The sequence below is a fragment of the Burkholderia sp. AU17457 genome, assembly GCF_002223255.1.
GTDB classification, from domain to species: domain Bacteria; phylum Pseudomonadota; class Gammaproteobacteria; order Burkholderiales; family Burkholderiaceae; genus Burkholderia; species Burkholderia sola.
Genome location: NZ_NKFB01000008.1, coordinates 379,198 through 392,167, shown reverse-complemented (window position 1 = coordinate 392,167; position 12,970 = coordinate 379,198). Strand labels below are relative to the sequence as shown.

The 12,970-nt window shown below is 60.5% G+C and carries 10 protein-coding genes; 1 reads left to right on the top strand and 9 read right to left on the bottom strand.

The window, feature by feature from the left end:
* Positions 1-125 precede the first annotated feature (125 nt).
* On the top strand, positions 126-1,286 hold the full coding sequence (locus tag CFB49_RS31695) for an NAD-dependent formate dehydrogenase (protein WP_089493346.1): 1,161 nt from the start codon (positions 126-128) through the stop codon (positions 1,284-1,286).
* Between the two features lie 27 nt (positions 1,287-1,313).
* On the opposite strand, the gene CFB49_RS31690 is transcribed toward CFB49_RS31695, so the two are convergent.
* From CFB49_RS31690 to CFB49_RS31640, 9 genes are all read right to left on the bottom strand, one after another.
* Complete coding sequence (locus CFB49_RS31690; protein WP_089493345.1) at positions 1,314-2,738, bottom strand: aminotransferase-like domain-containing protein; 1,425 nt, start codon at positions 2,736-2,738, stop codon at positions 1,314-1,316.
* A gap of 381 nt (positions 2,739-3,119) precedes the next feature.
* A complete protein-coding gene (locus CFB49_RS31685) occupies positions 3,120-3,368 on the bottom strand; it encodes a hypothetical protein (protein ID WP_069619127.1) in 249 nt (82 codons plus the stop codon).
* Between the two features lie 748 nt (positions 3,369-4,116).
* The gene (locus CFB49_RS36550) at positions 4,117-4,581 is read right to left on the bottom strand and encodes a hypothetical protein (protein WP_179234990.1); all 465 of its coding nucleotides are present in this window, start codon (positions 4,579-4,581) and stop codon (positions 4,117-4,119) included.
* A 1,303-nt stretch (positions 4,582-5,884) separates the two neighbouring features.
* Positions 5,885-6,445, bottom strand: a complete 561-nt coding sequence (locus tag CFB49_RS31665; RefSeq protein WP_256979935.1) for an imm11 family protein — start codon at positions 6,443-6,445, stop codon at positions 5,885-5,887.
* 234 nt (positions 6,446-6,679) lie between these two features.
* On the bottom strand, positions 6,680-7,105 hold the full coding sequence (locus CFB49_RS31660) for an NTF2 fold immunity protein (protein WP_089493343.1): 426 nt from the start codon (positions 7,103-7,105) through the stop codon (positions 6,680-6,682).
* Positions 7,106-7,174: 69 nt separating this feature from the next.
* On the bottom strand, positions 7,175-7,699 hold the full coding sequence (locus CFB49_RS31655) for an SMI1/KNR4 family protein (RefSeq protein ID WP_089493342.1): 525 nt from the start codon (positions 7,697-7,699) through the stop codon (positions 7,175-7,177).
* 9 nt (positions 7,700-7,708) lie between these two features.
* The gene (locus CFB49_RS31650; RefSeq protein WP_089493341.1) at positions 7,709-11,956 is read right to left on the bottom strand and encodes an RHS repeat-associated core domain-containing protein; all 4,248 of its coding nucleotides are present in this window, start codon (positions 11,954-11,956) and stop codon (positions 7,709-7,711) included.
* Between the two features lie 21 nt (positions 11,957-11,977).
* Positions 11,978-12,436 carry a DUF1795 domain-containing protein gene (locus CFB49_RS31645; protein WP_089493340.1) on the bottom strand — a complete coding sequence of 153 codons (459 nt, stop codon included), beginning with the start codon at positions 12,434-12,436 and terminating at the stop codon, positions 11,978-11,980.
* Between the two features lie 65 nt (positions 12,437-12,501).
* Entirely contained in the window at positions 12,502-12,945 is a 444-nt protein-coding gene (locus CFB49_RS31640) for a hypothetical protein (RefSeq protein ID WP_089493339.1), read from the bottom strand.
* Between the last annotated feature and the right edge of the window lie 25 nt (positions 12,946-12,970).

Here is a 12,970-nt window from a genome sequence, read left to right as displayed (position 1 = left end):
CGCGATCCGCGACCGGCGTAGAACGTGATCAGCGTTGCGGCGCAACACGGCGGCCGCCTGCGAGGGGCACGGCGCGACCCGCGCAAGCCGCGTGCCGCCTTCACCTGTCAAAGGAGCACTACCCGATGGCCACCGTCCTGTGCGTGCTCTACCCCGATCCCGTCGACGGCTATCCGCCGCACTACGTGCGCGACACGATTCCGGTCGTCACGCACTACGCGGACGGTCAAACCGCGCCGACGCCGGCCGGCCCGCCCGGCTTCCGGCCCGGCGAACTCGTCGGCTCGGTGTCCGGCGCGCTCGGCTTGCGCGGCTATATGGAAGCGCACGGCCACACGCTGATCGTCACGAGCGACAAGGACGGCCCCGACTCCGAATTCGAGCGCCGGCTGCCCGAAGCAGACGTGGTGATTTCGCAGCCGTTCTGGCCCGCGTACCTGAGCGCCGAACGCATCGCCCGCGCGCCGAAGCTGAAGCTCGCGCTGACGGCCGGCATCGGCTCCGATCACGTCGATCTGGACGCCGCCGCGCGCGCGCGCATCACGGTTGCCGAAGTCACCGGCTCGAACAGCATCAGCGTCGCCGAGCACGTGGTGATGACGACGCTCGCGCTGGTGCGCAACTACCTGCCGTCGCATGCGATCGCGCAGCAGGGCGGCTGGAACATCGCCGACTGCGTGTCGCGCAGCTACGACGTCGAAGGGATGCATTTCGGCACGGTCGGCGCGGGTCGCATCGGTCTCGCCGTGCTGCGCCGGCTGCAGCCGTTCGGCCTGCAGCTGCACTACACGCAGCGCCATCGGCTCGATGCGTCGATCGAGCAGGCGCTCGCGCTCACGTATCACGCCGATGTGGCGTCGCTCGCGAGCGCCGTCGATATCGTCAACCTGCAGATTCCGCTGTACCCGTCGACCGAGCACCTGTTCGACGCGGCGATGATCGCGCGGATGAAACGCGGCGCGTACCTGATCAACACCGCGCGCGCGAAGCTGGTCGACCGCGACGCGGTCGTGAATGCCGTCACGTCCGGCCATCTCGCCGGCTATGGCGGCGACGTATGGTTTCCGCAGCCGGCGCCGGCCGATCACCCGTGGCGCACGATGCCGTTCAACGGGATGACGCCGCACATCTCCGGCACGTCGTTGTCCGCGCAGGCGCGCTATGCGGCCGGCACGCTGGAGATCCTGCAATGCTGGTTCGACGGCAAGCCGATCCGCAACGAATACCTGATCGTCGACGGCGGCACGCTCGCGGGCACGGGCGCGCAGTCGTACCGGCTGACATGACGTCGCGCGCCGCCCGCCGCGGCGCGGTCAGTCGATGCAGGATGCGGCGAGCTTGCCGACGGTGACGACCGCGCGCTCGATTTCCGGCGACCACGGGCTGCTGTAGTTCAGGCGGATGAAATTCCGGTAGCTGTCCGCGATCGAGAACATGTAGCCGGGGCCGATCGTGATCCCCTGCTCCAGCGCGAGCTGGTACAGCCGCATCGCGTCGATCTGCGCGGGCAGCTCGACCCACAGCACGTAGCCGCCCGCCGGGCTCGAAATGCGCGTGCCGTCCGGGAAGAACCGCGACACCATCGCGCGCATCAGGTTCGCCTGCTGCGCATACGCCTTGCGAATCCGCCGCAGGTGATGTTCGTAGCCGTCGCGTTCGAGAAACTCCGCGATCGCGAGCTGCGGCAACGACGGTGTCGCCAGCGTGTTCAGGAACTTCAGCTTCTCGACCTGCTCGCGGTAGCGGCCCGGCAACGCCCAGCCGATCCGGTACGCGGCCGTCAGGCTCTTCGAGAACGACGCGCAATGCAGCACGATGTCATGGCGATCGAACGACTTCAGCGTGCTCGGATGCATGTTGCCGAAGTACAGTTCGTTGTACACGCCGTTCTCGATGATCGGCAGGTCGGCCTTCGTTGCGAACTCAACCAGTTCGCGCTTGCGCTCGTCCGGCATCTGGAAGCCCAGCGGATTCTGGAAGTTCGGCATCACCATGCACGCGGCGATCGGCTGCGACTTCGCGATCGCGGCCAGCGCCGCGATGTCGATCCCGTATTCCGGATGCGTCGCCACCTCGATCGCCTTCATCCCCATCCGCTCGATCGCGTGCAGCATCGCGTAGAACGTCGGCGATTCCACCGCGATCGTGTCGCCCGGCTTCGCCACCGCCTGCAGACACAGGTTGATCGCCTCCGTCGCGCCGACCGTCACGATGATCTCGTTCGGGTCCACCGACATCCCGTTTTCCAGGTAGCGGCGCGCAATCTGCCTGATCAGCCGCGGATGGCCGGGCGGCAGCCCGTCGGTCACGCCCCACAGCGACTTGTCGCGGCCAGCCGCGTACGCGTAGCGGTTCAGCTTCTCGAACGGAAACAGGCTCGGGTCCGGATACGGCGAGCCGAGCGGCACCGCGTCGTCCGTGCCGATCGAGCGCAACGTCGACAGCACGAGCCGGCTCACATCCACCGACGACGAGATCGCGATCGGCTTCGACGGCCGCAACTCGCGTACCGGCGCATGACTGTCGTCGCGCCGCAGGTTCACGAAATAGCCCGACTGCGGCCGGCTTTCGAGCAGCCCGCGACTTTCCAGCAGCAGATACGCATGCAGTACGGTCGTGATGCTGATCCGGTGCTGCTGGCTCGCCTGACGCACCGACGGCACACGGTCGCCGTGTCGATATACCCCTTGCCGAATGAGTCGCTCTACGTCGTTCGCAAATTTCTCGTAGAGCTTCATCCGCCTCGCCCCGCCAGCGATGAACCGGCCTGCGCCGCATGAGCGGCACCGCCGCGCCGATGCACGAAGCCGGATAGCCGTCGCCGGGTGCGGGTGTCCCGGCTGGAACCTCGTCCGTTACCGAAATTGAAGGCGGATAGCAATGCGAATCTCATCAAGACAAGGTTCGGCATCCTACTGCGTCATTTCGGCGAATGTAAGTGACAGTTTGGCGAGGAAACGTCAAATCCGGCCGGCGTGGTGAACAGATGATGCGAACGCGACGGCGCGGCCGCGCGCGCTCGCACGGCAGCCGTTCGTCCGGCGCACGTCATGATGTATTGCGGTAGCAGAGGAAGCGGCGGCGAAGCGAAGCCCGGCCATGGGCGGGCCCGCTCGCACTCAAGCGTCGTCGACGTTGTCCGCGTAGTGGTCGATCGCGACCTTGCACTCGTCGAACACCACCGTCAGCAGCGCGATGTCGTTCGACTCGAGCCACTTGCGGATCTGGAGGAACTGGCCGGTGCCGAGATCGGCGACGCGGCCCGGATCGTCGGTCGTCACGTCGACGATCGCGATCGCGCGGTTGCCGGGCAGCGGCGACAGCGTCGCCGCGATGTCGAAGCGCCGGTACGATTGGTCGATGCGCATGCCACTCTCCTGAATCGATTCGACAGGCGCGCGCTCAGTCGAGCGCGTGGCGGAAGGCAGCAGACTCTGATCATCGCCCGCACAGCTCCGCCAGGTAGGACTCCCGGAGTCGCCGATAGCCCCTTACCCACAATCCTGCCCATATTGAACTCAGCGGAATGCAATATCGGCCGCAACGCCCTGATGGCAAACGACGACCGAGCAGTTTCCCGCCCAAACTCAACAAAAAACCGCGCTCACGGACTCGGCTGCGTCCGGGACGCGCCCCATCTTTACCTGATGGGACATACTGGGCGGCATGTCGCGAGCGGACGATATTTGCTGCGCCGGCAAACGGTCACGGCGAAGTATTTCCGCGCGCAGAGACGATCGTGAAAGACGGATGGGCTACGTTCGCCCGTGACGGCGTCGAAGTGTGGAACTGCAGCGCTCGCTACGCCGCTGCGCACTTCGACGTACAGTCCGCTTAGGAGAACTTGTCGATGAGCCAGCTTGTTCGGATTGCGCCGGGTGTCGTGTTCTCCGCCGATGTACTCGGGACCGACTGGGCACGCAAGTACCAGCAAATCAGCGTAAGTGAAGTGCCAAACGGAAATGCCCAATCCGCAATTCGGCGGGGGCGGCCTGCGAAGGAAGCCGATCAGGCGATCCGCGAAAGCACTTCGATCCAGATGCCGTTGTTGTGGACGACGGCCGACCAGCCCCTATGCTCGCCGGCCTCGCATAGAGAAAACCACGCAGCGCATGTTCATTGTTCGACCAGCCGCTCGAGCCCGTCGAATTCACCAAAGAAGTCCCGCTGCCCTGGAAGTGGAGCCGGCGGCCGACGGGCTGCTCGAGGCCGCGGATGGCCCGCTCTCTTCAACGTGCGCGCAATCGCATGAAGCTGCGCCCAAATCTGATCTGCTTCGGCGCTCGACAAAGTGTCGGCCGCCACTTCGAGCGCACCAACGAGCCTCTCGAGCTGTTCGGATGCGCTAGCCAGCACGGGGCGCACTTGATCGCGCGCCTTGCTTTCCCGATAGGCTTCGAGCCATCGCTCGAGCAGCTTCCGCTCGTCGCGGGACAGAGTGTCAAGCAGCCCAGTCGGGACAGGTTCATCGGCACGAAACGTACCGATGACACATTCGCGCGCCCGCGCCCTGATGGAAGGCCGCTTTGGAGGTTCGACCCGAAGCAACTTGATGAGGCGCCCTTGTTCTCGAATGAGCATCGTTCGTCTCTGATTCCATGCGATCACACCAGAGCATAACAAAACAGTACGTCATGAGCGATTGAGCAACGGCTCATATCCTATCGCGTCATTGTCCGCCAAGGACGTCCTCACTCAGCTGAAACGCGCCGGCGCGTCGCACATCTGGTTGAAAAGCTCACCTCCCGACCGCTTCATGTCACCGCTTGCGGCGAGTCCTTTCGGTTGTTGTGATACTGATGAAATAACACCGGCACACCAGTGGCCACGTCGAATCGTATTCGGTGTAGCGAGCCATCGATGGCCTCGGGCACATTCCCACTCAAGTCTGGTTGCGCTATTCAGACACAATTCCCACCACGCTCAGCCTCAATGTTTTTCATCAGATGAACCCCAAGCTTGGACGCGTCGCGGCTACATACTGGGCACCAATGCCCCCCCAACAACCGCCCAGTTGCGTCGCCCGCTGGCGCATGCGCTCGATCCCAAAGCGCATCGAGTCCCGCCTGACACTCCGCGCACCAAGCACCACGAAAGATTCTGATCAGCACCACACCGGAACCTGCAGTACGCTTTGCTGCCCTCGTAGACCTTCGAGAGACAAACCCCACCGTGGCTCTTCGCTCTTTCACGTAGCCTCGCCAGGCCGTCCCTGTGACGATATGCGTGCACCTTCTCTCGGTCCGAGCAAATTCGACACCATGCACCCCGCACGATCTCGGTACCGGAAGTCTCCCATTCGTGTCCAACAGCACACCGGAAACGATAGCGCTCTGTCAGTTTCGTGTAGCCGGTCGACAAACACTTGCCGCCTCTCGCTCTTGCTGCGGCTCGCATGCGCGTCATCCCATGCGGATCGGCCATGCGCCGCGAATGTTGCGCTCTCGCGCAGAGCACGCACCAAGAGCCTTTTCGCAGATTCTCAGCGGTCTTCTCGAAAGCGCGCCCTGCCTTACAGAGAAACTGGAGTGGTGTGCCGCGGCCCGCATACTGCTCCGAAAGACAGCGGCCGCCCGCCTGGCGCGCGAGTTGATGGATCTGACGAAGCACCTCGTCAACACGACACGCCCGACACTGGACCATCGTGTAGAACAGATAGGAGCCGCATCGACTTGATTCGTGTCCCTTGCGACATCGAAATCGATACTGCGCGTGCCAACCTTTCCATTCAGCGTTGCTGCTCCGCTAAATTCCTTTCGTTGGCGTACCCGCGCATAGAGGCCTAGAAGTCGACCACCCCCAATGTATGATTCTCACACGTTACTCTCGTGAAATCGAGGCCACCCTGGCCATGCTCTGACCAGCCATCGGGTGTTGCGAAACCCTACTTCTCAGATTGCGAAATGACCCCTCCGAAATCGAACCCTTTTAATTTATTTTGCTCTACAAGCCCTCTAAAACGCCCGGATACAAATACTGAAGCAGGGCTTTCTTTTAGGCGAAATATATCAGCCCCTTCAATGCGACTCTGCAGAATAAATATTTTATTAAAAATCGTCGCCTGAGGGTAGACTTTGAATTTTGATGCATCCATATCGACAGCATTCTCGATCACCCGGGTTACATGAAATCCGAACATGTCTTTTATCGGGGCCTCGACCTGCAATATCTCCCCGCTGTCACGAAGTACCGGCGCCAATACATCAAGCGCCCTCTCACTAAACACGAGAAACGGAGATAGCATCGTATGAACGTCGCTGGTCTTTTTTCTGCGCAAAGTGCCCCACGTAAGCTTAACGGGGTCATAGTCTCGGCCAAACCCTCGCCCACATAGAGCGGTTGCTCGTATAGCTACGCTCTTGTCATATGCGATTTCACCGTCATCATCGACTTGAACGAGAGGCTGAAATGCTTCATCCTGCCTCAAACCGTAAACGTTACTCACGCACCGCCCCACATCCAAATTCCATAAATACCGAGAATCCATCAGCTATTATGGCGCGGTGCAACTCCTCGCGCATCCCGGCCTCACACGGCTCAAGAAAAAATGTCGGCACGTTCCTCTCAGCACCCGAGACATCCAGACCGATACTATTTATCTTTCCGCACGTAACCAAAGGGCGCCCCATTCCGTCGGTCTTGACAACACCCAATCACGAAAACGGGGCGAGCGACGTTGTTAGAGAACCGAACGCTGCCATTTATCCTTAAAATTAAGGAACTCTTTTTTCTTCGCCATCCACCTACCCGCCTTTTCCTTCATCGTGAATCGGGATATCGTCAACATTCCCAATGTCTGACGGATGGTGAAAACCACCTCCCCATCGGTGGATTCCACGCTATCTTCGACATCCGTTTCAGGATCGTATGTCGGCGGATCCGAACAACCCAAGTCAATCAAGCGACCTTGATTTGTTTTTTCTTGGAACGCCCATTTCTCTAAAATAGCCGAAAGATCTTTCCGTGCGCGGCCGTCAATTTCAGATACATCGCCACCGCTTTCCAGAGCACTAGGTTTTTTCTTGCAAAAATCCTTTTCCCATTGATTCATTTCCAACATGAATGATCGCAATGCCGCTCGCGCCTGCTCAAAATCGTCATTCATCGCCTTCAACCCTTAATCATTGAAAATACCGCCCTAGTGCGAGACCTCAGCGACGACGACATCCATATTTTAGCCAGGCCAGTCGTCGACCGCGACGAACTGCATTTGTTTTGTTCCGGCGACGATCATATCCAGAAATGCCGAGAATCCATCGGCTACATTGTAGAGGTTGCCACATTCTGACACCTCTGCAATATCCGGCTTCGCCGTGTCATCCGCATGCAGATGCGTTCTATCCCAATACAGGACCTTTTCAACGTTATCGAATCGCGCCAGCGCGTAGTAATTACCGCCTGGATCATCTCCAATCACAAAGAAATCGTTTAGAAAATCGACCTCACCTCTGACACGTTCGTTTTGCTCGATTAAATCAAAATTCTCGTTGCTCGCTCCGACCCCAAAAAGTGAAGCAAACGAAATCATTCCATTGTCGACACCAGGAAAATCAAAATCGAGATAGTCGGCGCCACCAATGAATATGCCGTTCCACTTCTTCAAAAACTCCTTGTAATCCGTCGGAAGAACGAATCCGAGTTCCGCCTCCAATTTACCGAGGAGCGGCTGTGCAGGTTTTGCTCCATACAGAACTGGCACCTTACCTCCTTAACACGACGATTGATTCTTCAAGTTAGAGACGCCACCCCTATGGGTGAATTCACTGTGAATATCCTTCGGAATTTCCTGCATCGTTACCATGTTCTCGTGGTGGTGCCAAGTATTTTTCGTGTAGTCGGCGGGGCTTCCTGCCTTTGCATCCGCCAATCCAAAGTCCCCTGTTGGCGCCCTACTGTGATTTCCTTTCAGCCCCTCAACGTCTACAGATCTGACCTCATACGGCTTGAAATCAGGATAACCATTTGGATAACGGACAACCGTACCTTTTGCGTTGGTATATACCCACGTCCCCGACTCCACCTCGACGTGAACGGTACCACCTTTTTCAAGCCATTTCGTTACATCCGGAGAGTTCAACGGCTTCTCCCCAAACCAGCCCCACGGATCGATCCATCCTGTAGGATTGGGAGCATACGCATACAAATTGTCGCCACCCAGCAGCCCGATCGGATCGTGGTTAATGAACCGGCCTACATCAGGGTCGTAGAACCTGAAAGTATTATAGTGAAGGCCCGTGCTTTCATCGGCATATTGTCCAGCATAGCGGAGCGGCTGATCCGTGCGTGCCGAAGTCAGTTCTCGACTGTTCGGCTTGACCTTGCCCCACGCCGTATATTGCCCTGCCCACGCTAGCTCTCCAGCTTCGTCTGTAACTTCCAATGGGGCGCCCACCAGATCCGTATGGAAGTGGTATATCCGCGACGCCAGCTTCGCCGTGTCGATCGCTACCGCCGCCAGTGCGTTCGCGATAACCGCATCAACGCGTGCCGCTGGAGAGTACGACGCATCTGGACTGTATATGTAACTGCTCACGCCAGTCTCGCGCACCTCTTGCGCGAGCCGTAGCCCCTCCCATACGAACCGCTTCGTCTCGCTGCGCAGTTTTACGCCACGCAGGTCGTAACTGGTATCCGTCTTCGCAATACGCCTCCCGATCGGGTCGTATTCGAACCGAGATTCGACCGTGCCACGCGCGTCGTGCGTTCGGACTGCGATCAGTCGGTTCTGCCCGTCGTAGGTGAACCGCTGCGTCTGGTTCGCTCCGCGCAGCTTCGTCGTCAGATTGCCAAACGGATCGTACTCGAAACGGAGATCTTGCCACATGAGCAGGCGATTGCCTTCGACGTACCCCCGGCTGCTGCGCTGCGCATCGTCAAGCAGGTTGCCGGCGCCGTCCCACGCGAATTCTTCAACTTGCCGATCCATCGTGTTCACCCGCCGGGTCAGCTGCCCGGCAGGATCGTAGTTGTACTGCGTACTGCCACGGAGGCCGTCGCTCATCTCGATGAGCTCACCAGCGGCGTCGTACCCGTAATTCCGCCACAAGTGCCCGCGCCCACGCCCCAGCGCTTCGGGTTGGAATCCTGCCGACTGCCAGACTTTCCGACCAAGCGGATCGTATGCGGAACGCTGAGTCAACCTCCCCTGTGTGCGCATCACTTCACGATGCAAATCGTCACGCTCGAAGTCACTCACCACCTGATCGTCACAACGGATCTGGTGAACGTGGCCTGAACCATACCGTAGGATCTGCAAGCTCTGGTCGTGCGGCAGCGCTAGCGTTGTCACGTTGTCGAGCGCATCGAGCACATATTCGACTGTGCCGTTCACGCCGTGCTCGGCCATAAGGCGACCCGCTTTGTCGTATTCGAAGCTCACGGCGTCGGGAGTGATGCCAAGCGCAATACCGGCTGGAGTCGGCGTACGCTCAACTTTCACCGTCCGGTCGCCCTTGTCGCGCTCAAAGCGGGTTACCTCGGTCGGCGTATGCTGAACCTTCAGATTGCCCATCCGGTCGCGCTCAAAGCGAATAGTGCGAATCGGGCGATTCGCATTAGCGCCGTTGACCGGGGCCCCTACGATATCAAGCGTGAGCAATTCCCCAGCGTCCCCATACCCGAACCGCCGTTCCACGCCGTCCGGTCGCGTCTCGGTCAAGAGCCGACCGCCGGCACTGTACGTGAACGCATAGCACGCGCGGTCCTGCAGTAGCTCTCGAAGCCGCCCGTCGGCATCGTACCGATAACGGGTCCGACGCCCTGCTGGATCGCTTATCTCGACGACCTGGCCACGCGCATTGCGCAGCCACTGTCGGACCCTTCCGCCGAGGCCAACGTGCCGAACCATAAGCCCGGCTGCATCGTATTCGAAGGTCTCCGAACTTCCGTCGGGATATGTGATGCGGAGCGGCTCGCCGGTCGGACGCACATCGTACGTGATGCGCTGCCCAAGCGCGTTCTCACGCATAACCGGCAGACCGAACGGATCAAAAGTGGTTCGCGTCGCTTTGCCGGAACAGTCAGTGCGCGCGACGAGCTCGCCGAGCCTATTCCACTCGAGAGTCTTACGTCCCCCCAGTGCATCAATGTGCACGAGCGGGAGCGAGGTCAGCCCTTTCGGATATTCGTAACGGTTTTCGCGGCCAAGCGGATCCTGACTCACCAGCAGCCGACCCTGCGAATCGTATTCTGCACGCCAAGCACCACCGTCAGGCCCGACAATCTCCACAGGCCGCCTGCTGTTGCCGTCATAGCGAGTGCGTGTCGTGCGGCCAAGCGGATCAGTCTCGGCGACGATCCGGCCCGCGTCGTCGTACTCGAACTCGGCCGTGCGCTCACCCGGCAGCATCAGCATCACCGGCATGCCGGCGTCGTTGTATTTGATCCGGTAGAGTCCCCCGTCGAAGTCGGTGTACTCGACAATCTGAAACTGTGCGTCGAAGCGCCAGTGCGCGGTGCGACCATCGGCGTGCCGGACGCGAGTCTGCCGGCCATCAACGTCGTATTCGAACGACCAGTCCTCGCCCTCGCTGGTGCGCGTTGCGACGACCCGCGGCTGTCCTTCGATCGTCGACCACACATAACTGGACGTGAAACCCAGTGCGTTCACGTGGCTCGCCATCAGGCCATTGACGTACGTAAATCGCCGTACGACCGCCCCGTTCGCATCCGTCACGGACGCCAATTGACCGTTTTCATCGTACCCGTAAGCGACAGCGAGGCGTCGTTCGTCACCATGGACTAGCGTGACCGAACCAAGGCGGCCGTGCTCCCCTTCGTAGTCGAGCACGGCCTGCATTCCGCCGCACGTCAGAATCTCGGCGACGCGGCCGCGGCTATCGCGCTCGAACTGGCACCACTGCCCCGCCTGATCCTCGATACGGCGCACCCAGGCGATGCGGCCGGAGTCCGGCTCGTATCGGCCGAAGTCGTAATACGTCTCGCCAATGTCATGCAGGATGTAGCGGCCGTCGGGCGTACAGGTCAGATAGCGTTGCTCGGCCTCGCTGAATGCGGCTTGCCCGGCACGCAGCAACGGAAATCCGCTCTCGCGCCCTTGCGCATCGGTGTACCAGAGGCGCCCGTCGCGGGCATGCAGGCGAAGCTCCCACGGCGCGACCCAGCCGCGGCCAAGCGTCCCTGCATAGTCGATACTGCTCGAATAGAACCGCTTGAGCGCGACCGGCATCGGGCTCGGGATCACGAAGTCAGTTTCCGATTCGGCCAACAGGATCTTTCTTCCGGTCGTGACGTCGACCGGGTTGCCGAACATCCCGCCGAGCGCCTTGTTGATCGCTGGCCCGGCAACGTACCGCCCGAACGCCTCACCGAGCACGTACCCGCCGATGAACTTCGCAGCGCACGGCAGCACCGCGCGCGACAGCCCGCCAGCCTGCTTCAACAACCCACCCAAGCCGCCGACCAGCCCCGCCAGCACGAACGCCCATTCCGTCGCCGTTCGCAGCCACGGCGGCACTTCGTCTTCGACTGGTAGGTATGTCTGCGTGCCGCCGTGAAAGAACGTGTCGTGAGAACCGTCGCCGATCGTCGCGCCGCAGGTAATCTTGTCGTCCTTCCGCGCCGCGGGCCGCCCGTTGATGAAGATGTTCGTCGATCCTTGCGCGACAAGCGGAATGGGATTGTGCTTGCTGCATGCCACGCCGCTCAACGTCGCGTAGGCCGCCGAGAGGGAGTTGACGTAGACGTCCGGCGAACCTGTAATGATGTTGCCTGATTGCGAGCTGAACATCTTCCCGATCGACTCTCCTATTGACAGGAGAGCCTGCGCTCCGATACCGGCCATCATCCCCGCGAGCAACGCGACGCCGAATCCGCATGTGAATGTGGCGAAGGCAACTGCGGCGATCAGGGCAATGCCCAGCACGGCGCCGACCAGAAAGCCCGCAAGCGCGCTGGTGTGATCGATCGGATCAGTGACTCGTGCGGCTTCGTACACGATGGTTGTCCTTTGCTGTTGTTATGCCGACTCTTGTTCTGCCGGACGGTAGCCGTCGAGCCAGTTGCGCCACAATGCGTCGAGCGTTTCGCCGAAGCTCTTCGCGCTCGATGCGGTAAAGATCAGCACGCGTCCCGGGGCAACGATGAATGCACCTTGCCGTTGAAAGACGGTCTTTGGACCGTTCCGATAGGCAGCGTCGATGCGCTCCCCCGGCATTCCATCGGTTTCAGGCCCAAGCCGTTCAGCCTGGCGCGAAAGCACCCGGTGTCCCTGCAGCCTCGATTTGAGCAGCGCGATCTGCCGGTCGATATACGGCGCAAGGGTCTCTCCGTCCTTGAGCCAGTCGCGTGCGACACTGAGGTTCGGCTGCGCAGCCGTATCGGCCGGCACGAACAGGTTGGTCGTGCGATCCTCGAAACCGTCCGGCAGAACGATGCTGCCTTCGTGAATCCGGATACGGTTTTCGGAATCCGTCATGCTAGTTCTCTCGTGATGTGTAGTTGTTGGAATGGATCTAAATCAGCGTCTACACGCGCAGGCACTCATTTTCCCTGCGGCGCGACGGCGCTTTCCCGGCGCAAGCGCAAGCTGCCCGCGAGCAGTACGACATGCGCGACGAGCCACACGTAAAACGCGACGCCGTAGCCGGATATCGGCGTCGCGTCCGCTTCGTTGAAGTACCACTTTGTCGCGAACAATGAACAGAGCGCACATGCGAGCGCAGCTGCCGAAAACTGGCTCGCACGCGTATATCGGTTCCGGGCGAGCTGGACGGCCGCAACGACGTAGAGCGGATTGGCGAGCCATACTGGATTGAGCATGAACAGTCCCCACCAGCCCTGGGCGAGAACCGACAGCCCGCTGAGCGACGCTTCCTTTTCGAAATGCATCGCCGGCATCGTCAGCGAGAGAAGGTACAGCGCCCCGGATGCGCCGAGGACCGTCTCTCGCCCGACACGCGGCGTCGAATCAAAAACGTTCATCATTTCCCGAATCCATAGCACGACGCTT

Bases quoted from the DNA above. Each gene is read 5' to 3' on its own strand.
- CFB49_RS31695 (WP_089493346.1), top strand. From the start codon at position 126: ATGGCCACCGTCCTGTGCGTGCTCTACCCCGATCCCGTCGACGGCTAT.
- CFB49_RS31660 (WP_089493343.1), bottom strand. From the start codon at position 7,105: ATGAATGACGATTTTGAGCAGGCGCGAGCGGCATTGCGATCATTCATG.
- CFB49_RS31690 (WP_089493345.1), bottom strand. From the start codon at position 2,738: ATGAAGCTCTACGAGAAATTTGCGAACGACGTAGAGCGACTCATTCGG.
- CFB49_RS36550 (WP_179234990.1), bottom strand. From the start codon at position 4,581: ATGCTCATTCGAGAACAAGGGCGCCTCATCAAGTTGCTTCGGGTCGAA.
- CFB49_RS31685 (WP_069619127.1), bottom strand. From the start codon at position 3,368: ATGCGCATCGACCAATCGTACCGGCGCTTCGACATCGCGGCGACGCTG.
- CFB49_RS31645 (WP_089493340.1), bottom strand. From the start codon at position 12,436: ATGACGGATTCCGAAAACCGTATCCGGATTCACGAAGGCAGCATCGTT.
- CFB49_RS31640 (WP_089493339.1), bottom strand. From the start codon at position 12,945: ATGATGAACGTTTTTGATTCGACGCCGCGTGTCGGGCGAGAGACGGTC.